Source organism: Actinocorallia sp. A-T 12471 (assembly GCF_033875155.1).
Taxonomy (GTDB): domain Bacteria; phylum Actinomycetota; class Actinomycetes; order Streptosporangiales; family Streptosporangiaceae; genus Actinocorallia.
Genome location: NZ_JAWZTE010000006.1, coordinates 226,866 through 247,344, shown reverse-complemented (window position 1 = coordinate 247,344; position 20,479 = coordinate 226,866). Strand labels below are relative to the sequence as shown.

The following is a 20,479-nucleotide window of genomic DNA, read 5'->3' as shown; positions in this document are numbered from 1 at the left end:
GGCGCATCGCTGGTTCGGGCCATCCGGGCGTCACCCTTTTCCGGGACGTCCGCCTGGCTCTTTCGGGGGAGGCCGGCGACGGAGCGACAGGTCTACAGTGCGAACCGTGCGTGAGATGTTTCGTCCGGTTATCGCCAGGGACATGTGGCTTGGGTGGGTTTTCGCCGGTCTGGGGAGTGCGGCGAGCCTGCCGCCGCTGGCCGTCGGCGCGGTGTTCGTCCTGCCGGAATGGCCGTCCTGGCTGCGTGCTGCCGGGTTCGTCCTGGGATGCTCCGTGACGCTCGCCGTCATGGCGCTGCCGCGCGCGAGCCGTCGCGGGCTCGTATGGCTCGCCGACCGGCTGCTCGGCGCGGAGCTGCCCGCCCCGGTGGAGCCGCCGTTCTCGCGCTGGGCCGACCGGACGCGCACCTTCGCCTGGCTTGCCGCGCACGCCGCGATCGGCTGGACGGTGACCGCGACGACCTTGTTCTGCCTGCTCGCGGCGTTCGTGTTCCCCGGGGTGTGGCTCGGCGGAGGGGACGAAGTGGTCCTCATCGGGTTCGACCTCCAGATACCGCCCGGCTGGCAGGGCGGATGGACGCTCCTGCTCGGCCTCGGGTTCCTGCTCGTCGCGGGAGGCGTCACCGCGGTCGCGACGCTCGTGCTGCGGCGGCTCGCGCCAGTCCTCCTCGGGCCGAACGCCGCGGAGCGCCTCGCCGTCGCCGAGGCCAGGCTGACGGCGCTGGCCCGCCGCACCCAGATCGCCCAGGAGTTGCACGACTCCATCGGGCACACCCTGACGGCGTCCACCATCCAGGCGGCCGTGGCGCTCGAACTCATGGACCGGGATCCGGAGGAGGCGAGGCGGGCGCTGCGCAGCATCGAGGAGACGTCGCGGGCCGCGATGGACGATCTCGACCACGTCCTCGGCGCGCTGCGTCAGGAGCCGTCGCCGAGGCGGCCGCGCGGCACCCTCGCCGACCTCGAGTCCCTGGTGGAGCGGGTGCGGCAGGCCGGGGCCGAGGTGGTCGTGGCGACGTCCGGGGACCTGGCGGGGGTGCCGTCGACGGCGTCGGCGGAGGTCTACCGGATCGTCCGGGAGGGGCTGACGAATGTGCTGCGGCACGGCGCGAAGCGTGACGTCCGGCTTCGGGTCGCGGTAGCCGACGGGAGTCTTGAGGTGTCGCTCTCCAACCCCGTCAGCGTGCGGGGCCGTCGCGGACGAGGGGGAAGCGGGCTCGAGGGGCTGGCGGAGCGGGTGCGGGTGCTGGGCGGGGAGCTGTCGGCGGGCCCCTCGGACGACGGCGCACGCTGGCAGCTCAAAGCCGACATTCCGCTACCGTCGTCGGCATGAGCGCCGCGCCCCCCGAACCGTCGGTGTCCCTGCTCGTCGTGGACGACGAGGAGCTCACCAGGGCGGGCCTGCGCACGCTTCTGTCGGCGAAGCCCGGTCTCACGGTGGTCGGCGAGGCCGCCGACGGCGTCGACGCCCTCGCCTTGGCCGAACGGCTGAGGCCCGACGTTGTGCTGATGGACGTCCGTATGCCCCGGATGGACGGCATCGAGGCGACGAGACGGATTCGCGAGGAAGTCCCAGATCCGCCCAAGATCGTCATCATCACGACGTTCGAGAACGACGAGTACGTCTGGGATGCCCTGGTGGCCGGTGCGAGCGGATTCATCCGTAAGCGTGCGCCTTCGACGCAGATAGCCGACGCGATCCGTTTTGTGGCGTCCGGCGATTCAGTCCTCTTTCCGGCGGAAGTACGCCAACTCGCCGTATCGCGGCGGCCCATCGTGCCGCGCGCGTCACGGGGGTCTGTCGCGCTCACCGGACGCGAGAGGCAGATCCTCGGTCTGATGGCCGAGGGCCTGTCCAACCAGCAGATCTCCCGCAGGCTGACCGTCAGCCTCGAGACGGTGAAGACCCACGTGGGCAACGTGCTGGCGAAGCTCGACGCCAACAACCGGACGCACGCCGTCGTCCTCGCCTACGAGGCCGGAGCCCTGACCCCCGGAATCGGTGAGTGAGATGGCGCTTTTGTTGTACTTCGTTCTTGGGGCCGCGCATCTCGCGGCGCTCGCGGCGGGGGTTCCGGTCGCGGAGTTCGTGACGAAGGCGCTGCTGATGCCGGTTCTCGCGTTCTGGCTGCACCGGAGCGGCGGGCCGCGGCTCGTCGTCGCCGGGCTCGCGCTGTCGGCGGGCGGGGACGTGGCGTTGGAGTTCGACGGGTTCTTCATCGTCGGGATGGGGTTCTTCGCGGCGGCGCATATCTGTTATGTCGTGTTCTTTGGGCGTTTCTTCCGAGCGGCCGGAGGTCTGAGATGGGCAGTCGTCGGGGCGTACGGCGTCGTGTGGGCGGTGCTCGTCGCCGTCCTGTGGTCCGGGCTCGGTGATCTGCAGCTCCCGGTGGCCGGGTACTCGCTGCTGCTGACCGCGACGGCAGTCGTCACCGCCGTCCAGGGGCTGTGGACCGGCCTTGGCGGGGCGCTCTTCCTGCTTTCGGACACGCTCATCGCCGTCGGTATCGCCGACCTGGATTTCGCGGGGCGCGGGCTGCTGGTGATGGTGACGTATATAGCCGCGCAGTATCTCCTCGCGTCCGGGTCGTTGCGTTCGGGTGTGCGCGCGGCCGTAAGCGGGCGTCCGTAGGGGGTCCGGCCTAACGCGCGAGTCGCCGACCGCGCGGGCCCTTGCGTCCGGCGGTGCGATCAACCTAGCGTTTGCTTGGATGAGAGGAGTCGGTGTGGAGGAGCTTCAGGTCGGGCATGTGCACGAGGCGGATGTTCCGTGGGTTTATGCCGGTGACGTAGGGATTCAGCTGCTTCGGGCGACGCCTACCGGGTTCGCCGTGCGCAACAGGTTCAAGGCGGGATACCGGCTTCCGACGCACAAGCACACGGGATCGGTGAACGGGTTCACCTTCTCCGGGCGGTGGTGTTACGCGGAGCAGGGAGTGGAGTACGCGGCAGGGACGTTCATCCACGAGCCCGCCGGATCCGTGCACACGCTTACGGTGCTGGAAGACGCCGACGTGCTCTTCATGGTCGAGGGCGCGTACGTGGAGTACGGCGAAGACGGGTCGGTCACTGGAGTCGTCGATTCCGAGACCTTGCTCGGGGCGTACTACGCGCTGTGCGCGGCGTCCGGCTTCCCGCGTCCAGAGGGCGTCCTCAGGTGAAGGGCTTCCCTGACGGCTACTACGCCGACGGGCATCCCGCCGAGTTCTACGCGGAGCTGTACGGGCGCGGCCCTGTGCGTCATCCGGAGCTGCCGCTCTGGCTCGTCGGCAGGCACGCCGACGTACTCAAGGCAGTGACGGACCCGGCCGCGTTCCGCAACCGCGACGGCATCCTTCTGGAGGAGCTCGGCGTCACCTACGAGCGTCCTCCTACGCTGCTGCACACCGACCCGCCTGAGCACACCCGCTATCGCAAGCTCGTAGCCCCGGCCTTTCGCGGCTCGGTACTGCGCGGCCTGGAGGGCGACATACGCGAAAGAGTGGGTTCGCTGCTCAACGCTGAGCCCAAGGAGTTCGTCGGAGAGTTCGCCGTCCCGCTGCCCCTGCAGGTGATCTGCCTTCTGCTCGGCATCCCCGAGGACGACTGGGCGAGGTTCTACGCCTGGTCGGAGGCGTTCGTCCCCGGGGCGTCGGAGCTGCCGGAAGAAGAGCGGAACTCCTTGCGCATGGAATGCGGCCTCTACCTTGTGGAGCAGGCCCATGCCAGGCGTGCCTCCCCCGGCGACGACGTCATCTCCCAGCTCGCCGTCCTCGAACTCGAGGGAGAGCGCCTGACGGACGGGGAACTCGTCATGTTCCTCATCCAGCTCTTCGTGGCCGGCAACGAGACGACGCGGCACTCGCTTTCCGGCGGCCTCCTTGCCCTGGCCGAAGACCCGGCCCAGTGGGCGCTGCTGCGGGAGCGGCCGGAGCTGATCCCGGGCGCGGTCGAGGAGATGCTGCGCTGGACGTCGCCGGTGGTGTACTTCCTGCGCACCGCGACGGCCGACGCGGAGCTCGGCGGCGCGCGGATAGCGGCAGGAGAGAAGCTGATGCTCCTGTACGGGGCGGCGAACCGGGACCCTGAGGCGTTCGGCCCCACCGCCGGCGAGTTCAACGTGACGCGCGAGCCCGCCGCCCTGAACCTCGCCTTCGGCTTCGGGCCGCACTTCTGCCTCGGCGCGGCCCTCGCCCGGATGGAACTGCGGATCGCCCTTGAGGAGCTGACGGGTCGCTTCCGCGCGCTGGAACGCACGGGTCAAGCGCGCTACAACGGCTCGTCTGTGGTCGCGGGCTTGCGTTCGCTGCCTTTGACGCTCGTGCCTTGAGCGGCGGCCTGGGCGGCGGTGTGCGCGGCGTCGGCGAACATCGCGGCGAGTTCGGCAGCCGACGCCGGGATCTCGCCGTCGAGCCAGGCGGTGAGCGCGCCGGTCCAGCCGGAGACGAGCATCACCGAGGTGAAGCCGATGAGCGCGTCGGAGCCTTGCGGGACGCCGTAGCGGTCGCGGGCGTAGCGCGCTATGAGGTCGGCGCACTGGCGCTGCGCGGCTTTGCTCCTGGCCCGCAGGACGGGGCTGGCGGGCGCTTCGACCAGCGCGATCCGCGCCTTGCGGGGATCGGCCCCGCCGAGCTCCAGGACGGCCTCCGCGGCGGCCCGGACGACATCCCTGAGGTCCGCCTCGGGTCCCGCGGCGAGGACGGCTCTGGTGGCCGCCCGCGCGGTCTCCGCGGCGATCCCGTCGTAGACGGCGGCGAGGAGGGCGTCGAGGTCGGCGAAGCTCTCGTAGAAGTAGCGCTGGTTGAGCCCGGTACGGGCGCATACGGCGCGCAGGGTGGTGGCGCGCAGGCCCTCGGTTCCCAGGAGGTCGAGGGCCGCCTTGAGCAGGGCGGCGCGGCGTTCGGCGCGCCGGTCGGCCGCGGCGACGCCGCCGTAGGTGCGGGTGGTCACCCCAAAATCTTGACACACCCGCATCCACAATTTAGCGTCTGGATATTAATGTATCCAGATGTGAGGGACCACCCCCATGGCAGCCATCGCCCCAGCCCTCGGACGCATCTTTGAACCCCTGACGGACGAGCACGACTACACCGCGCCCCAGATCGACGGCGTGCTTCCGCCGGAACTTACCGGGACCCTCTACCGCATAGGCCCCGGAAGATGGGAGATCGGACGGACCCGGCTCGACCACCTCTTCGACGGCGACGGCATGGTGTCCCAGTTCATCTTCGACGGGCGTTCCGTTCGCTTCCGCAACCGTTATGTGCGTACGTCCCAGTTTCAGGAGTCCCTCACCTCAGATCGGGTGCGCAGGCCGGGGGTCGGCACCGTCCGTCCCGGCGGATTCCTCGCGAACGTCGGAAGGGCGCCGGCGAACGTCGCCAACACCGGCGTCGCCCTGCACGCCGACAAGCTGCTCGCGCTGTGGGAGGGCGGCCCGCCGCACCGCCTCGACCCCGACACCCTGCGGACGTACGGGACCTACACCTTCGACGGCGTCCTGCGCGGCCTCCTTAAGTCGTTCTCCGCGCACCCGAAGTGGGACCCGCAGACGGGCGAGATGTTCAACTTCGGACAGGACTTCACTCCCCTGCCCGCGTTGAACTGCTGGAAGGCCGACCGGCATGGGCGCATGAGCCGTCTGGCCTCGGTACGGATCCTCGACATGCCGTGGAACCACGACGTCGCCCTGACCTCGCGCCATCTCGTCTTCGTCCTCGACCCGTACATGATCGACCCGCTGGGGCTCGCCTCCGGCCGCGGCGTGATGGCGTCGCTCGACCACCGCCCGGCGAAGGGGACGCGCTTCGTCCTCGTCCCGCGTAACGGCGGCCCCGCCCGGATCATCGAGCACGAGGCACTGGTCCACGTGCACGTGTCCAACGCCTTCGAGGACGGGCCCGACACCGTCGTGGACCTCGTCCTCTTCGAGGACTTCGCCACCCTCAAAAGGGACCTCACCGACTTCCGGACCTCGTTCACCGCACTGCCTCCGAGCAGGCTCATGCGCTACCGGATAACGCCCGCCGGACGCGTCATAGCCGAGGAGTTGGCTGACGTGCCCGGAGAGTTCCCGCAGTACGACTGGCGACTGTCCGGACGCAGACATCGGTTCACCTACATGACGGGCAGGACGGCTGCCTCCGGCCCGTACGACAGCGTGCTCAAGGTGGACGGTGAGGGCGGAGCCGTCCAGGCGCATTCCTTCGGCGCGGACGCGTACGTCGGGGAGCCCATCTTCGTGCCCAGGACGCCGGACTCGGCGGAGGACGACGGATGGCTCCTTGTCGTCGTCTACTCGTCGCAGGAGCACCGCTCCCGCCTCGAGGTGCTCGACGCGCGCGGCCTTGCGCCGGTCGCCTCGGTGCATCTCCCGCACCACCTGCCGCTCGGCTTCCACGGGACGTTCACGCGCCGGGTCGCCTCGCCGGACGCTCCCGTGCCAGGACCGGAGACGCTTCCCACGCCCTGACAAGGAGGCGGGTGGAGTTCCGCCGCGCTATGGCCCTTCGTTTAGTGTCGGAGTGGTCATTGGTGGGTTGTTCGTCGTAAATGCCCGCCGGGAGAGTTGAGGAGAACCATCATGAGCGTCCACGATTTCCAGGTGGCGACGGCCGACGGAGGCACCCGCGACCTCGCCGACCTCGCCGGCAGCACCGTCCTTGTGGTCAACGTCGCGAGCAAGTGCGGCCTGACCCCTCAGTACGAGGGCCTTGAGGCGCTGTACCGCGAGTTCAAGGGGCGCGGACTTGAGGTGCTCGGCTTCCCCTGCAACCAGTTCGGCGGCCAGGAGCCCGGCAGCGACGCCGAGATCCAGGAGTTCTGCTCGGTGAAGTTCGACGTGACCTTCCCCGTGCTCGCCAAGATCGACGTCAACGGCCCCGACGCCCACCCGCTGTACACGCACCTGCGCGCGGCCGCCCCGGGCGACTTCGGTCCGGACCACGGCTTCCTGTTCGAGCACGTCAAGAAGACCCGCCCGGAGGCCGTCGGCACCGACGAGGTCAAGTGGAACTTCACGAAGTTCCTGGTGGGCCCCGACGGCGGCGTCGTCCGTCGTTACGAGCCGACCGTCACCCCGGAGGAGATCCGCGCCGACCTCGAGGCGGCCCTCCCCGCCTGACGTCCCGCACATCACCTTCGCGCCCGTCGTCTGGCGTCCGTTTCCCCGTGTGTTGGGGAGCCGGACGCCTTTCGCATTTTGTTTGGACGGCTAATCGGCATTTCTGGTCTTTTAGCAGGTCATCCCGGGCGGAGGGTCGTAAAAATCGGCCTGTGGATAACTCAAAACGGGGCTTGCGGCGTGGCACGGTGAGGGTGTAATCGATCGAGGCGGAAGGTGGCGGTGATGCGCTGCAAGGCTGTGGTTCTGCGCGGTTGCGGCAGGGGGCTCGCGGTGGTTTCGCGGCTTCTGGGTAATGTTGTTCGTTGGTGTGCCGGGAAGTCTGGTCGGCGGTATTTCGGCGACGGTTCAGACGACGGGAGCACAGATGCGCGGCGAAAACGGAAACGGACGCCAAGTGATCCTCGGGCGGGGCAGCTGGCCAGAGGCGGGCCGGATCGCGGAGATCCTGCGGGCCGAGACCGTCGGAGGGGCGCTGCTGCTCGCGGGCGCGCTGGCGGCGGTGGTCTGGGCGAACTCTCCGTGGGCTTCTTCCTACGCGGCGGTGCGCGAGTTCACCATCGGGCCGCACGCCCTGCACCTGAACCTGTCGCTGGGGGCGTGGGCGGCCGACGGCCTGCTCGCGATCTTCTTCTTCGTGGCGGGGCTGGAGCTGAAACGCGAGTTCGTCGCGGGCGACCTGCGCGATCCGCGCCGGGCGGCGGTCCCGGTGGCGGCGGCGTGCGGCGGGGTGCTCCTGCCCGCACTGGTGTTCCTGGCCGTCGTCTGGGGAACCCCGGGCGCGGCCAAGGGGTGGGCGATCCCCACGGCGACCGACATCGCCTTCGCCCTGGCGGTGCTGGCCGTCCTCGGCCGCTTCCTGCCGACAGCCCTGCGGACCTTCCTGCTCACCCTCGCGGTCGTCGACGATCTGATCGCGATCACGATCATCGCACTCTTCTACACGGCGGATCTGTCCCTGCCGCCCCTGCTCGGCGCGCTCGTCCCGCTCGGCCTGTTCACCCTGCTGGTCCAGCGCCGGGTCCGCGCGTGGTGGCTGCTGCTGCCGCTCGCCGCCGCGACCTGGACCCTGGTCCACGCCTCGGGAGTCCACGCGACGGTGGCGGGGATCCTGCTCGGGTTCGCGGTGCCCGTCCTGCGGAGCAGCCGCGCGGGCGGCCCGGAGGCGGGTCCCGGCCTGGCCGAGCACTTCGAGCACAGGTTCCGGCCGCTGTCGGCGGGGGTGGCGGTACCGCTGTTCGCGCTGATGTCGGCGGGCGTCGCCCTCGGCGGGACCGTGGGCCTCGGCAGCGCGGCGACGGACCCGGTGGCCGTCGGGGTCTTCGCGGGCCTGGTCCTGGGCAAACCGGCGGGGGTGATGCTCGCGACCTGGCTTGTGTCGCGGTTCAGCCACGCTGATCTCGACGCCGACCTGTCGTGGCTCGACGTCCTCGGCCTGTCGCTGCTCGCGGGGATCGGGTTCACGGTCTCGCTGTTGATCGGCGAACTCGCCTTCGGCGAGGGCGAGACCGCCGATCACGTCAAGATCGCGGTGCTCGCCGCGTCGCTGACGGCGAGCGCGCTCGCCGCGGTGATCCTGCGCCTGCGCAACCGCGCTTACCGGCGCATTCACGAGGCCGAAACGCGCGACGACGATCACGACGGCATCCCCGACATCTACCAGCGCGGCTGAGACGTCCGCGAAGGTTCACACCCTGGTTGGCCGAAAGACGGATCCGGGTAAGTCGTGACACGGAAGGAGGCTTGCCTTAATCTCGACATATGAGCAGTGGTTCAGATGAGCAGATGATCGTGGACGGATGCGCCGTCCGGGTCGTGGATCCCGCGCGGGTCGCCGTGGTGACCGAGGCGATGCCCGCCGACGACGACGTCGTCGAACTCGCCGACGTGTTCGGGCTGCTGTCCGATCCGGGGCGGCTGCGGGTGCTCGTCGCGCTGCTCGAGGGCGAGATGTGCGTGTGCGACCTCGCGGTGGTGGCGCGGGCGAGCGAGTCCGCGACCTCCCACCACCTGCGGCTGCTGCGTGCCCATCGGGTCGTGACCTCCCGCAGGTCGGGACGGATGGCGTACTACCGGCTCGCGGACGCGCACGTGCGGATGCTCCTCGACGTCGCGCTCACGCACGTGGGCCACGCCCCGGCCACCGCCCACCCCGAGCGCGACGCCGCCCTCCCGGCCGCCGCTCCGACCACAGCCGACACCCCGGCCGGTCTCGCATGAGCCCAAACGACAAGCGCGCCGACGGCATAAGCGCGAACGGCGGCGGCGCGAACGGCATGGGCGCTGACGGCGGCGCGAACGGCGGGGGCACGAACGGTGACGGGCGCGGCCGCGCGGCGTTCCGTCGGCGCGGAAAGGCGCTGCCGCACGGGCACGAGGCGTCGCCTGCCGACGAGGCCGCCTTGTCTGGACGCGGGCAACAGCGGGTGCTCGGGCACGGGCACGAGGCGTCGTTCTCCGCGGGGGAGGCGGCCTCGCACGGGCATGGGGCGTCGCTCACCGACGGGGCTGCCTCCTCTGGACGCGGCCGTGGGAAGGCGCACGGGCACGGCCATGGGCACGGGCACGGGCATGCGGTCGGGGTGGACGCTGATCGGAAGTGGCTGACCGGGGCGCTCGTGTTGATCGTCGTGTTCATGGCGGGTGAGGTCGTCGTCGGGGTCGTCGCGCGCTCGCTCGCGTTGATCTCCGACGCGGCGCACATGCTGACCGACGCGATGTCGATCGTGCTCGCGCTGATCGCGATGCGGCTCGCCGCGCGGCCGCCCAAGGGCGGCTACACGTACGGGTTGAAGCGCGCGGAGATCCTTTCCGCGCAGGCCAACGGGCTGACGCTGCTCCTGCTCGCGGCCTGGCTCGCCTACGAGGCGGTGCACAGGTTCCTCGAGCCGCCCGAGGTCGGCGGGGCCCTCGTCCTGGTGACGGCGCTGGTCGGGGTCGTGGTGAACCTCGTGGCGACCTGGATGCTGTCCAAGGCGAACCGGTCGAGCCTGAACGTCGAGGGAGCGTTCCAACACATCCTGAACGACCTGTTCGCGTTCATCGCGACCGCCGTCGCGGGCCTCGTCATGGTCCTGACGGGGTTCGCGCGGGCCGACGCGATCGCGACGCTCGTCGTCGTCGTGCTGATGGTCAAGGCGGGCGTCGGGCTGGTCAGGGAGTCCGGAAGAATTCTGCTGGAGGCGGCCCCCGCAGGGCTCGAGCCGGAGAAGGTCGGTCCGCTGCTCGCCGCGAGCCCGCATGTGAGCGAGGTCCACGACCTGCACATCTGGCAGATCACGTCGGGGATGCCCGCGGCGTCCGCGCACATCCTCGTCACGCCGGGACGCGACTGCCACGCGGTGCGCGGCGACCTGGAATCCCTGCTGCGCGGCCTCGGCATCAACCACACGACCCTCCAGGTCGACCACGCCCCCGAGCAGTACCTGGCGATCGGCCGCGCCCAGCGGGCCGACGCGGCCGACGGCGGGGCCCCGCCCCGGCACGCCTGCTGATCCTGGAGCCGCACGGACCCGTCAGTCCGTGATCGGTATCCTGCTGACGTGAACAGGTACTGGCACACCGTGCTTCCCCCGCTCGCCGTCTGACGGACGCAGCGGGCTGAAGCCTTTCCGAGGAACCCGGCCGGGTGCGCCGGTATGTTCCGCATGCCGTCCGTCTCTCGTTCTCCAGTGCTTCGAGACGGAAAGTGCCTTTCGTGCAGAATCAGGAATCTGTTCGCTTCTCTCGACCCGTGTCCGGGTCCCGGATCGTCGCCGGGCCGCTGCCCATCCTCGCCGCGAGCGTGCTGTGGGGGACGACGGGCACCGTCGCGTCGTTCGCCCCCGCGGGGGCCGACGCGGCGGCGGTCGGCTCGGCGGGGCTCGTCCTAGGCGGTCTGCTGCTCATGCTCACGACGCGCGGCTCACTCCGGCTTGTGACGGGTGCTGCCCCGAGGCGTAAGGGGCCGCTCGCCTTGGGCGCGGTCGCCGTCGTGGGATATCCCGTGACGTTCTACCCGGCCGTGGCGATGACCGGCGTCGCCGTCACCACGGTCGTCGCGCTCGGCAGCGCGCCGGTCTTCGCCGGGCTCATCGCCTGGCGGCTCGGCCAGGGCCGCCCGTCGGCGCGCTGGATGTGGGCGACGTGCGCGGCGGTCGCCGGGTGCGCGGCGCTGGTCCTCGGGCCCGCGCTCGACGCGGCGGGCGCGCGCGTGGAACTCTTCGGGGTCGCTCTCGCGCTCGTCGCGGGCGCTTCCTACGCGGGGTACTCCCTCGTCGCGGGCCGTCTCATCGCCGACGGCGAGGACTCGGGCGCGGTGGTGGGGGCGATGTTCGGCGCGGCCGCCGTGCTCGCCCTGCCCGTCGTCCTCGTCGCCGGACCCGGGTGGCTCGTCAGCGCGCGGGGTGCCTCGGTCGCCGTCTACCTGGCGTTCTTCACCTGTTTCCTGGCGTACCGGCTCTTCGGGGTCGGTCTGCGGAACACCTCGGACCAGACGGCGACGGTTCTCACCCTCGCCGAACCCGCTGTGGCGGCTCTGCTGGGGGTCCTCGTCTTGAACGAGTACCTGCCGGCGTTGTCCTGGGCCGGGCTTGTGGTCCTCGCCCTTGCCCTCGCCGCTCTGACGACGTCTGACAGGTGAGCCTTGGGGCCCGGCGTAGTCCCCCGAGGGTCACGCCGGGCCCCGCCCACGAAGGGCGATCTTTCGTAACTTAGAGTTGATGTCCTGGTACTCCACGTATGGAGGGGTGAGGGGCATGCGGATCCTCGTCACGGGAGCGTCCGGCTACATCGGCGGACGGCTGGTGCCCGAACTGCTCAAGGTCGGGCATACGGTCCGATGTGCGGCGCGCCACCCCGAGAACCTGCGCGGCCAACCCTGGGCGGGCGACGTCGAGACGGTGAAGGCCGACGTCCTCGACCCCGACGCGATCGGCGCGGCCCTCGACGGCATGGACGTCGCCTACTACCTGGTCCACGCGATGGGCGCGGGCCGCGACTTCGCCGAACGCGACCGCGAGGCGGCCTGGACGTTCGCGGACGCGGCCGCGCGCGCGGGGGTGACCCGGATCGTCTACCTGGGCGGCCTCGGCTCGGGCCGGGCCGTCTCGCCGCACCTGCGCTCGCGCAACGAGGTCGGCGAGATCCTGCTCGCCGGGGAGTCGCCCGCGATCGTGCTGCGCGCCGCGACGATCATCGGTTCCGGATCGGCGTCGTTCGAGATGCTGCGCTACCTGACCGAGAGGCTGCCCGTCATGGTGACGCCCAGGTGGGTGCACACCAGGATCCAGCCGATAGCCATCCGGGACGTCCTGCGCTACCTCACCGCGTGCGCTTCCGTCCCCGGCATAGTGCGCGGCTCCTTCGACATCGGAGGGCCGGACATCCTCACCTACCAGGAGATGATGCAGCGGTACGCCGCGATAGCCGGGCTGCCGAAACGGCTCATCATTCCGGTGCCCGTACTGTCGCCGTCCTTGTCCAGCCATTGGGTGGGGGTCGTGACGCCGGTGCCACGGGCGATCGCGCGCCCGCTGGTCGAAGGGCTGCGCACCGAGGTGGTGTGCCGCGACCACGCCATCCGGGCGCTCATACCCGACCCTCCCGGAGGTCTCATAGGCTTCGACGAGTCCGTCGAGCTCGCCCTGCGCCGTATCCGCGAGGCGTCTGTGGCGACCCGGTGGTCGTCGGCCCTGACGCCGGGACGGCCCAGCGACCCGCTGCCGAGCGACCCCGACTGGGCGGGCGGCAGCCTGTATGTGGACGAGCGCGTCGCCGTCACGGACGCTCCGGCGGACTCCGTATGGTCGGTGATAGAGGGCATCGGCGGGGACAACGGGTGGTACTCCCTGCCCGTCGCGTGGAGGCTGCGGGGATTCCTGGACAGGCTCGTCGGCGGCGTAGGGCTCCGACGCGGTAGGCGCGATCCCAAGCGACTGCGAGTAGGCGACGCGTTGGACTTCTGGCGTGTGGAGGACGTCGTTCCGCACAGGCTCCTTCGGCTGCGCGCGGAGATGATGCTTCCCGGACTCGCCTGGCTCGAGCTCGGCGTCCACGAGGCGCACGGACGTACGCTGCTGCGTCAGCGCGCCGTGTTCCATCCGCGAGGGCTCCTCGGGCACCTCTACTGGAAGGTTCTGACCCCGTTCCATGGGATCATCTTCGGCCGGATGCCGCGCAACATCGTCCGGGAGGCGGCGCGTCAGGCGTCCCGCGAGGAGACGCCCCGAGAGAGGACGCGCACGACGAGCGGGGAGAGGAAGAGCAGAAGCAACGCGTAGTACGTGACGCCCGGGATGGCCGAGGACACCACGAGCGCGAGCAGCAGAAGGCCCGTCGCCGTGGCCGAGCTGAGGACGTCGATCCGCGGGAGGTGAGTCTCCGGGTGTTGAATGTCCGGCGTACGCGTGATGAGGAACGCCATGACGGTCTGGCACGCGCTCGCCGCGAGGATCGTGCCGATGTAGACGCCCGCGGTGAACCTGTCGCTCGTCGCGAAGGTGCTGATCATCTCCGTCGGGAACGGAAGCCAGACGATCGTCAGGACCCACAGGAGGTCCCACAGCATGAGCGGCGCGTTGTAGGCGCGGACGTACTGGAACAGCCGGTGGTGGACCATCCACAGCCGGGCGATCACCGCGAAGCTCAGCAGGAAGCCGAAGATCGCCCACGCGTTGTCCGCGAGGAACTCCCGCGCTCCCCCGCCTCGGTCGGCCTGGTCCCCGACGGCGTCCACCAGCGGCAGGACCAGCAGGGTGAGGGCGATCGCGACTACCGCGTCGGTGAAGTTGACGAGCCTCTCCGACTCCCTGAACGTGCTCATCAGCGCACGCTAGCCCGAAGGAGTGGGCACGCCCGGTAATCGTCGTTCCAAGTGGGGCGCGGGTCGCGGCCCGCGTTGATTGGGTCGCGCGCATGGACGTGTACACCGCCATGGGGACCGCCCCCGATCCCCGGAAGAACCCCGCCCCGCCGCTGCCCCAGTGGTGCCGTGACGAACTCGACCACCGGGCCACGGTCAGACGACGGGTCGGCCTCGCCGTCCGGGTGACGACCTCGACCGCCCTGCTGTCCGGAGGGGTCGCGATCCTCTGGACGTCGGTGCTGAGACCGCCTCCGCTGCCCGCGGCGGCCAACCGGGCGGCTCCGGCCTCGACCGTCGTCCGCAGCGTGGAGCCGGGACCTCCGGTGGTCGTGGACTACACGCCCACCGAGCTGTCCCGCCCGAACCCCGTGCTGCCGACGCTCGTGGACTCGGAGCCGACGAGCGGACCGATCATCATCGACGCCTTCCCGGACGACGAGATCAGGCCCGAGGACTTCACGCCGCCGAAGCCGTCCAGACCGTCCAAGCCGGCCAAGCCGAACCGGCCGGCTCCGCCGCGACCGAGGGTGGAGGCCGCGCCGGAGCCGCCCCGGCCGCGCGCTACGCAGGAGCAGGCACGGCCCGCCGCGCCGCCCGTCAAGAAGCCCAAGAAGAAGCGCAAATACCGCACAGCGGACGAAGAGTGCATCCGCACCTACAAGGACCCGAGGCTGCTTGTCGCGTGCCTCGAGATGTTCGACCGGGGGGCGCGGCTCGCGCGGTCATCCGAAACGCCGGACGAACCGCTTCTGCCAGGGGGTCTCGACGGCACGCGGGTGGTAGTGGGCGCGGACGTACGCGACGGCCTCGTCAGCGGGAACGCCGTCGATGACGGCGAGGCAGGCGAGGGCGAGGCCCGTCCGCCCGATGCCGCCGCCGCACCCGAGCTCGACGCGGGCTGAGCGGGCGCGCTCGTGCGCGAGCCGGAACGCGGCGCGCGCGTCGGCGGGGTCGGCGGGAGTCCGGAAGTCGGGGCACCGCACCCACCGGGTCTGCCACGGGATGTCGGAGGGCTCTCGTCCGAGCAGGTAGATCCCGAGTTCGGGGAGTTCCGGCCCTTCCGGCAGCGGCCCGCGCAGGCCACGACCGCGCACGGTCAGGCCCGACGGCAGCCGCAGGACACCGGGTCCATGAGTCCACATCGCTGTCACCAGCCGACGATAACCGGGAGCCGCGCCAAGTTATCCACAGATCGAAAATATTTTCGTGCGCGGTCCGTCGCAGGGCGTAATGTGGTGCTCGTCAGATCGGGCGTGACCTCGAATAACGTGCTTCTGAGCAGGCGAGTGCCCGGCGTCCTGGCGGACGTCGGGCACCGGGGTCGCGGCAGTTGTCGGGTTGTTGTGGTTAGGGGGTGCGCTGGTGTTTGGGAGCACGTGGCGGCGGCTGATGGGAGCCGACGCCGGTCAGGGAACGGACGGAGAGTTCGTCGTAAGCCGCTGGCTCAGGGCGTTCCGGGCTGAGCAGGGTGCCGACGATCGCGCACAGGAAGCCGAACGGGATGGAGACCAGGCCGGGGTTCTCCAGCGGGAAGACGGCGAAGTCGATTCCGGCGGGCAGCAGCGAAAGGCTCTGGCCGGTCGCCGGGTCGACCTTGCCGGAGACGACGGGCGAGAACGCGACGAGCAGGAGGGAGCCGCCGAGGCCGCCGTAGATCCCGGCGACCGCGCCCGCCGAGGTGAAGCGGCGCCAGAACAGCGACAGCACTATCGCGGGCAGGTTGGCCGAAGCCGCCATCGCGAAGGCGAGCGCCACGAGGAACGCCACGTTGAGGTCGCGCGCGATGATCGCCAGCCCGATCGCCAGCGTGCCGATGCAGAACGCGGCGACCCTGGCGACCGCGACCTCCTGCGACTCGCGGGGCCGCCCGAACATCAGCACGTGGCCGAAGAAGTCATGGGCGAGGGAGGTGGAGGAGGCGAGCACGAGGCCGGAGACGACCGCGAGGATCGTGGCGAAGGCGACCGCGCCGATGAACGCGAGCAGGATGTCCCCGCCGACCTGTCCGCCGAAGTGCGCGCCGAGCGCGTGGGCGAGCTGGAGGGCCGCGGTGTTGCCCGCGGGGTCCTGCTCGGTGATGGCCTCGTGGCCGACGAGCGCGGCGGCGCCGAAGCCGAGCGCGAGCGTCATCAGGTAGAAGCCGCCGACCAGGCCGATCGCCCAGTTCACCGAGCGGCGCGCGGCGCGGGCGTCGGGCACGGTGAAGAAGCGGCCGACGATGTGCGGCAGGCCCGCGGTGCCGAGCACGAGGGCGAGCGCCAGGCTGAGGAAGTCGAGCTTGTTGAGCACCGAGCGCAGTACGTCCCCCGCGACGTCCTGGCCGTAGCGTCCGCCGGGCTGCAGGAACCGTTCGGGGCGGGCGCTGGCGTCGGCGGCCGAGCCGAGCATCGCGCTCGGGTTGAAGCCGAAGCGGCTCAGCACGAGGATGGTCAGCACCAGCGTGCTGGCGATCAGCAGGACCGCCTTGATGATCTGCACCCAGGTGGTGGCCTTCATGCCGCCGAACATGACGTAGAAGATCATCACCGCGCCGACGACGACGATCGTCAGGATCCGCGCGGCGTCGGCGGAGACCCCGGCGAACTCCTCGCCCGGCCGGATGCCCAGCAGCAGGGAGACCAGCGCGCCCGCGCCGACCATCTGCGCCAGCAGGTAGAACACCGAGACGACGACGGTCGAGACCGCGGCGGCGGTCCGCACGCGCGGCTGCCGCCTCGCGCGATAGCTGAGCACGTCGGCCATGGTGAAGCGGCCGGCGTTGCGCATCATCTCCACCAGCAGGAGGCTCAGCAGCCACGCGACGAGGAAGCCGATCGAGTACAGGAAGCCGTCGTAGCCCGACAGGGCGATGAGGCCAGCGATGCCGAGGAAGGAGGCAGCCGACATGTAGTCCCCGGCGAGCGCGACCCCGTTCTGCATGCCGGAGAAGGCGCGGCCGCCCGCGTAGAAGTCGTCGGCTCCCCGGGTGGTGGCCCTGGCCCAGAAGGTGATGCCGAGGGTGATCAGGATGAACGCGACGAACAGCCCGAGGGTGAGCAGTCTGCCCTCCGCGGCGATCACGGACGACCACCGGACGGCACGCCCCTGCCCGCGACGCGGCGGTCGATAGGCGGCTGCGGCGGAGCCTCGGCGGGACGCCACAGCGCGGTGCGCACCCGGTGCTCGGACTCGGCCCTGAGCTGGGCGGCGAGGGGGTCGAGCATGCGACGGGCGTAGCGCGAGTAGTACCAGGCGAGACCGAAGGTCGAGGCGAACTGGAGCACGCCGAGCACCAGCGCGACGTTCACATGGCCGACGACGCTCTGCGCCATGAAGCCGCGTGCGAACGCGGAAAGACCGATGTACAGGAGGTACCAGCCGAGGAAGACCCCGACGAATCTGATCACCAGGCGCTGGAAGCGGGCTCTGAGGAGCCGGAACTTCCGGTCCCCGGCGATGACCGCGCACTCACCGCCCATCCGCTCCGCGCCGGGCCGTACTGTCGCCGCCGCCATCCCGCCCCCTTGGCTTGCTTACCGTAGCCGGACAACTCCGTAGCGGAACCAAACGATAACCGGGTGTGCACGGCTTTGCAGCGGATTACCGGAATGGATTACATCTCTTCCCAGGTTCCGGCAATGCCCCCGCCAAGCCCCTGGACACGGCACCCCTTCCCGCCCCGGCCGCGCGGGCCGGGGCACCGGGCAGCGAACGCCTGACGGTCCGCGCCCTGGACGACGGCGCGCCCGGCTGGCGGCACGTCGGCCGGCGCGTGCCCGGCGGTTTGCACGTTGGGCGGCGTGCGCCCGGCGGGCGCGATGTCGGGCGGCGTGTGCTGGGCGGTTTGGGTGCTGGGTGGTGTGCGCCCGGCGGGCGGGATGTCGGGCGGCGTGTGCTTGACGGTCTGGGTGCTGCGAGTGCTCGGCGGGCGGGGTGCTGGCTGGCGTGTGCCTGGCGGGCGGGGTGCCGGGTGGCGGGTGCTTGGTGGTGTGGGTGCCCGGGTGACGTGTGCTTGGTGGCGAACGCCTGGCGGGCGGGGTGCCGGGTGGCGTGTGGTCGGCGGTCTCGGTGTTGGGCGAGTGCCCGGCTGATTGGTTGGGTGCTGGGCGGCGGGTGCTGGGTGGTGAGCGCCTGGCGGTCCGAGTGCTGGGTGGTGAGCGCCTGGCGGTTCGGGCGTTGGGTGGCGGGTGCTTGGCTGTTAGGTGCTGGGTGCTGGGTGCTGGGTGCTGGGTGCTGGGTGCTGGGTGCTGGGTGCTGGGTGCTGGGTGCTGGGTGCTGGGTGCTGGGTGCTGGGTGGGCTGGGTGGTGGGTGGTGGTGGGTTATGGAGGGGTGGGGATTGAGGTGGTGGGTGGGATGCGGATCCAGGCGGGGCAGGAGGTTTCTTTGAAGGAGACGTGGAGGCGGTGGTACTCCTCGACGTCGATGACGCCGATGTCCTTGCGGATGACGTCGTCGTAGAAGCGTTCGCTGGCGATGAGGGCTACCGGTGCGTCGGAGTCGCGGATGGCGTCCTTGAAGGCGGGTGCGTCGAGGAGGCGGCAGAGGTGGTTGACGTCGGTGCCGACGAGGCCGCGCCCGTCGTAGCGGGCGACGCCCAGGTGGACGGCGGCGCGCAGCCGCATCTGCGCGACCTCGCTCGCGAGGCGGTTGCGGCGCTTGACGCGGACCTTCATCCCGTCGAACACCGCGGTGACGAGCAGGGCGGGATCGTGCTCGGCGGGCACCGCGCTGATGACGCCGTCGCCGCGGTCCTCGAGGTAGAGATCGCCGAACGGGATGCCCACGTGCGTGAAGCTCGCCTCAAGCGCGCGGTACATGCCCTCGCGCAGGAACTCCTGCACCTCGTCGGTCCGCCGCGCGTCCCCGTAGGAGATGACGTCACAGGAGAACAGCACGCACCAGCCGGCGGGCGTCCACTGGCGTACGTCCCCGCCCGTCATGGCCGCCCACCCCTGACCCGACACCGCCCGCCCGCGAACGCCCACCCGCCCCGTCCACCCCGGACGCCCAACACACCCTCGACACTCTGGACGAGCCGAACGGGTTGGACGGGTTGGGTGGGATTGGGGGTGGTTTGTTCGGTGGGGGTGGTGGGTGAGGGGGATCGGGTGGGGTCGGGTCGGGTGGTGGGCACGGGACGCCTCCTTTGTTTGTGGTCGCGGGGAAACGGCCGTGCCGCGAGCCCGGGTTCGGCACTCGGGAACGGTCGGCTGGGTTCGAAATGATAGGTGCTCGGGTCGCGGCGCGCCCGTGGTTGTGCAATTCCCTAATTGGTTTGATCGGGGCGGGTCGGGCGGTGTATTGCGGTGGGGACGGCCGCTGGGCGAATGCGGGGCGGGGGTGCGCCGCGGAAGGCTCGGGCGTGTCGCGGACCGGGTCGTTGACGGCGCACGCGTCGGGGAGGGCCGGGCGGGGTGAGGTATGTCAGGTGACGCACAAAAACGCCGAGCCTCGCCTGCGAGGTGAGAAAGGCTGGGAAAGCACAGCTCAGCGCCATGATCGACGGCATGTGCGGGTTCCGGTCGGGAACGGGCCGCCCTCCGGCCGACGGGCGTGGGCGGCCCGACGCGGGAAGGCGCGCTTCCGTGCGCGCACGCACGCGAACTCCCGCGACTCGCGGTTCGGCGCGCGGAAAAGACCCGACCCGGATTCCGGGGGACCGAAATGCATGATCTCGATTTAACGGCGTCCGGATCGCGCCGGGAAATAGTCGGAATTGTGGTCCGGGGGGGCCGGATAAAGCGGGGAAGAGTTGTTTGCGGCAGGGGCCGCGATCAGGGCAGGGAATCGAGGAGGGCGGGGAGGTCGGCGACGGAGTCGATGATGTGGTCGGGGGCTTCGGGCGCGGCGGCGGCGAGGTCCTTCTCGCGGAACTTGCCGGTGCGGACCTGGATACCGGAGAGCCCTACGCCCGCGCGCCGCGCGCCGAGGACGTCGGACTCGAGGTCGTCGCCGACCATGACGCCGGAGGCCGCGCCGAGCCTGGCGAGCGCCGCGTGGAAGAAGGCGGACGAGGGCTTCCCGACCACCGAGGCGCGCACCCCTGAGGCGGCCTCCCAGCCGAGGAGGTACGCGCCGGCGTCGAGGCTGAGACCTTCGGAGGTCCGCCACGAGAGGTTCCGCGCCATGGCGATGAGCCGCGCGCCGTCGAGCAGGAAGCCGAACACCCGGTTGACGGTCGGGTAGTCGAAGGCGGGTCCCGCGCCCCCGATGACGACGATGTCGGGGGCGTCGTCGACGAGCCTGATGTCGGGCAGGTCGGCGGTGACGTCGCCGCCGTTGAGCAGGAAGACCCGCGCGCCGGGATGGTGTTCGGCGAGATATGACGCGGTCGCGGTGGTCGCGGTCATGACGTCGTCCGGCCCGACGGGGAAGCCCGCCGACACAAGCGCGTCCGTTATCTCGGCCTTTGTGCGAGATGTCGTGTTGGTCAGCAGGAGGATGTCGTGTCCGTCCGCGCGGAGCCGCGTGACCGCCTCCACCGCGCCCGGGAGGGGCCGCCAGGAGACGGTCAGCACGCCGTCGATGTCCAGAAGCACCGCTGTCATACCGG

19 protein-coding genes are annotated in these 20,479 nt (G+C 70.6%); 12 read left to right on the top strand and 7 right to left on the bottom strand.

Annotated elements, in window-relative coordinates:
* The first annotated feature begins 115 nt into the window (after positions 1 to 115).
* The 5 genes from R9X44_RS19270 (at position 116) to R9X44_RS19250 (ending at position 4,309) form a co-directional block, all read left to right on the top strand.
* The gene (locus R9X44_RS19270; RefSeq protein ID WP_319815783.1) at positions 116 to 1,333 is read left to right on the top strand and encodes a sensor histidine kinase; all 1,218 of its coding nucleotides are present in this window, start codon (positions 116 to 118) and stop codon (positions 1,331 to 1,333) included.
* Positions 1,330 to 2,010: a response regulator transcription factor gene (locus tag R9X44_RS19265; protein WP_319815584.1), complete on the top strand. Its 681-nt coding sequence runs from the start codon at positions 1,330 to 1,332 to the stop codon at positions 2,008 to 2,010. Before R9X44_RS19270 ends, R9X44_RS19265 begins: the two co-directional genes overlap by 4 nt.
* 1 nt (position 2,011) lies before the next feature.
* Positions 2,012 to 2,632, top strand: a complete 621-nt coding sequence (locus R9X44_RS19260) for a lysoplasmalogenase (RefSeq protein WP_319815583.1) — start codon at positions 2,012 to 2,014, stop codon at positions 2,630 to 2,632.
* A gap of 94 nt (positions 2,633 to 2,726) precedes the next feature.
* On the top strand, positions 2,727 to 3,161 hold the full coding sequence (locus R9X44_RS19255; protein ID WP_319815582.1) for a 2,4'-dihydroxyacetophenone dioxygenase family protein: 435 nt from the start codon (positions 2,727 to 2,729) through the stop codon (positions 3,159 to 3,161).
* A complete protein-coding gene (locus R9X44_RS19250) occupies positions 3,158 to 4,309 on the top strand; it encodes a cytochrome P450 (protein WP_319815581.1) in 1,152 nt (383 codons plus the stop codon). The genes R9X44_RS19255 and R9X44_RS19250 overlap by 4 nt, the downstream gene beginning before the upstream one ends.
* Here the strand turns inward: R9X44_RS19250 and R9X44_RS19245 are convergent.
* Positions 4,249 to 4,929: a TetR/AcrR family transcriptional regulator gene (locus R9X44_RS19245; RefSeq protein WP_319815580.1), complete on the bottom strand. Its 681-nt coding sequence runs from the start codon at positions 4,927 to 4,929 to the stop codon at positions 4,249 to 4,251. The genes R9X44_RS19250 and R9X44_RS19245 overlap by 61 nt on opposite strands.
* A 76-nt stretch (positions 4,930 to 5,005) precedes the next feature.
* Between R9X44_RS19245 and R9X44_RS19240 the strand changes: the two genes are divergently transcribed.
* The 7 genes from R9X44_RS19240 (at position 5,006) to R9X44_RS19210 (ending at position 13,362) form a co-directional block, all read left to right on the top strand.
* Positions 5,006 to 6,451 (top strand): carotenoid oxygenase family protein, encoded by a 1,446-nt coding sequence (locus tag R9X44_RS19240; protein WP_319815579.1) that lies wholly within the window; start codon positions 5,006 to 5,008, stop codon positions 6,449 to 6,451.
* A 111-nt stretch (positions 6,452 to 6,562) separates the two neighbouring features.
* Positions 6,563 to 7,102, top strand: a complete 540-nt coding sequence (locus tag R9X44_RS19235) for a glutathione peroxidase (RefSeq protein ID WP_319815578.1) — start codon at positions 6,563 to 6,565, stop codon at positions 7,100 to 7,102.
* 397 nt (positions 7,103 to 7,499) lie between these two features.
* Entirely contained in the window at positions 7,500 to 8,774 is a 1,275-nt protein-coding gene (nhaA, locus tag R9X44_RS19230; RefSeq protein WP_319815577.1) for a Na+/H+ antiporter NhaA, read from the top strand.
* A gap of 89 nt (positions 8,775 to 8,863) precedes the next feature.
* Positions 8,864 to 9,322 (top strand): metalloregulator ArsR/SmtB family transcription factor, encoded by a 459-nt coding sequence (locus tag R9X44_RS19225; RefSeq protein ID WP_319815576.1) that lies wholly within the window; start codon positions 8,864 to 8,866, stop codon positions 9,320 to 9,322.
* The gene (locus tag R9X44_RS19220) at positions 9,319 to 10,596 is read left to right on the top strand and encodes a cation diffusion facilitator family transporter (RefSeq protein ID WP_319815575.1); all 1,278 of its coding nucleotides are present in this window, start codon (positions 9,319 to 9,321) and stop codon (positions 10,594 to 10,596) included. Before R9X44_RS19225 ends, R9X44_RS19220 begins: the two co-directional genes overlap by 4 nt.
* A gap of 239 nt (positions 10,597 to 10,835) precedes the next feature.
* The gene (locus R9X44_RS19215) at positions 10,836 to 11,723 is read left to right on the top strand and encodes an EamA family transporter (protein ID WP_319815574.1); all 888 of its coding nucleotides are present in this window, start codon (positions 10,836 to 10,838) and stop codon (positions 11,721 to 11,723) included.
* A 115-nt stretch (positions 11,724 to 11,838) separates the two neighbouring features.
* Positions 11,839 to 13,362: an SDR family oxidoreductase gene (locus R9X44_RS19210; RefSeq protein ID WP_319815573.1), complete on the top strand. Its 1,524-nt coding sequence runs from the start codon at positions 11,839 to 11,841 to the stop codon at positions 13,360 to 13,362.
* Here R9X44_RS19210 and R9X44_RS19205 read toward each other — a convergent pair.
* The 6 genes from R9X44_RS19205 to R9X44_RS19180 all read right to left on the bottom strand — a co-directional run bounded on the left by R9X44_RS19205 (position 13,284) and on the right by R9X44_RS19180 (position 20,474).
* Entirely contained in the window at positions 13,284 to 13,904 is a 621-nt protein-coding gene (locus tag R9X44_RS19205) for a TMEM175 family protein (protein WP_319815572.1), read from the bottom strand. The genes R9X44_RS19210 and R9X44_RS19205 overlap by 79 nt on opposite strands.
* A gap of 764 nt (positions 13,905 to 14,668) precedes the next feature.
* Positions 14,669 to 15,088, bottom strand: coding sequence for a protein phosphatase (locus tag R9X44_RS19200; protein ID WP_319815782.1), 420 nt, complete (start codon positions 15,086 to 15,088; stop codon positions 14,669 to 14,671).
* A 205-nt stretch (positions 15,089 to 15,293) separates the two neighbouring features.
* Complete coding sequence (locus R9X44_RS19195; RefSeq protein ID WP_319815571.1) at positions 15,294 to 17,006, bottom strand: cation acetate symporter; 1,713 nt, start codon at positions 17,004 to 17,006, stop codon at positions 15,294 to 15,296.
* Complete coding sequence (locus tag R9X44_RS19190; protein ID WP_319815570.1) at positions 17,003 to 17,440, bottom strand: DUF485 domain-containing protein; 438 nt, start codon at positions 17,438 to 17,440, stop codon at positions 17,003 to 17,005. Before R9X44_RS19190 ends, R9X44_RS19195 begins: the two co-directional genes overlap by 4 nt.
* A gap of 805 nt (positions 17,441 to 18,245) precedes the next feature.
* Positions 18,246 to 18,866, bottom strand: coding sequence for a hypothetical protein (locus R9X44_RS19185; RefSeq protein WP_319815569.1), 621 nt, complete (start codon positions 18,864 to 18,866; stop codon positions 18,246 to 18,248).
* A gap of 834 nt (positions 18,867 to 19,700) precedes the next feature.
* Positions 19,701 to 20,474 (bottom strand): HAD-IIA family hydrolase, encoded by a 774-nt coding sequence (locus R9X44_RS19180; RefSeq protein WP_319815568.1) that lies wholly within the window; start codon positions 20,472 to 20,474, stop codon positions 19,701 to 19,703.
* Positions 20,475 to 20,479: the final 5 nt, after the last annotated feature.

Bases quoted from the DNA above. Each gene is read 5' to 3' on its own strand.
- R9X44_RS19270 (WP_319815783.1), top strand. From the start codon at position 116: ATGTTTCGTCCGGTTATCGCCAGGGACATGTGGCTTGGGTGGGTTTTC.
- R9X44_RS19265 (WP_319815584.1), top strand. From the start codon at position 1,330: ATGAGCGCCGCGCCCCCCGAACCGTCGGTGTCCCTGCTCGTCGTGGAC.
- R9X44_RS19260 (WP_319815583.1), top strand. From the start codon at position 2,012: ATGGCGCTTTTGTTGTACTTCGTTCTTGGGGCCGCGCATCTCGCGGCG.
- R9X44_RS19240 (WP_319815579.1), top strand. From the start codon at position 5,006: ATGGCAGCCATCGCCCCAGCCCTCGGACGCATCTTTGAACCCCTGACG.
- R9X44_RS19235 (WP_319815578.1), top strand. From the start codon at position 6,563: ATGAGCGTCCACGATTTCCAGGTGGCGACGGCCGACGGAGGCACCCGC.
- R9X44_RS19225 (WP_319815576.1), top strand. From the start codon at position 8,864: ATGAGCAGTGGTTCAGATGAGCAGATGATCGTGGACGGATGCGCCGTC.
- R9X44_RS19220 (WP_319815575.1), top strand. From the start codon at position 9,319: ATGAGCCCAAACGACAAGCGCGCCGACGGCATAAGCGCGAACGGCGGC.
- R9X44_RS19210 (WP_319815573.1), top strand. From the start codon at position 11,839: ATGCGGATCCTCGTCACGGGAGCGTCCGGCTACATCGGCGGACGGCTG.
- R9X44_RS19205 (WP_319815572.1), bottom strand. From the start codon at position 13,904: ATGAGCACGTTCAGGGAGTCGGAGAGGCTCGTCAACTTCACCGACGCG.
- R9X44_RS19200 (WP_319815782.1), bottom strand. From the start codon at position 15,088: ATGTGGACTCATGGACCCGGTGTCCTGCGGCTGCCGTCGGGCCTGACC.
- R9X44_RS19190 (WP_319815570.1), bottom strand. From the start codon at position 17,440: ATGGCGGCGGCGACAGTACGGCCCGGCGCGGAGCGGATGGGCGGTGAG.
- R9X44_RS19185 (WP_319815569.1), bottom strand. From the start codon at position 18,866: ATGACGGGCGGGGACGTACGCCAGTGGACGCCCGCCGGCTGGTGCGTG.
- R9X44_RS19180 (WP_319815568.1), bottom strand. From the start codon at position 20,474: ATGACAGCGGTGCTTCTGGACATCGACGGCGTGCTGACCGTCTCCTGG.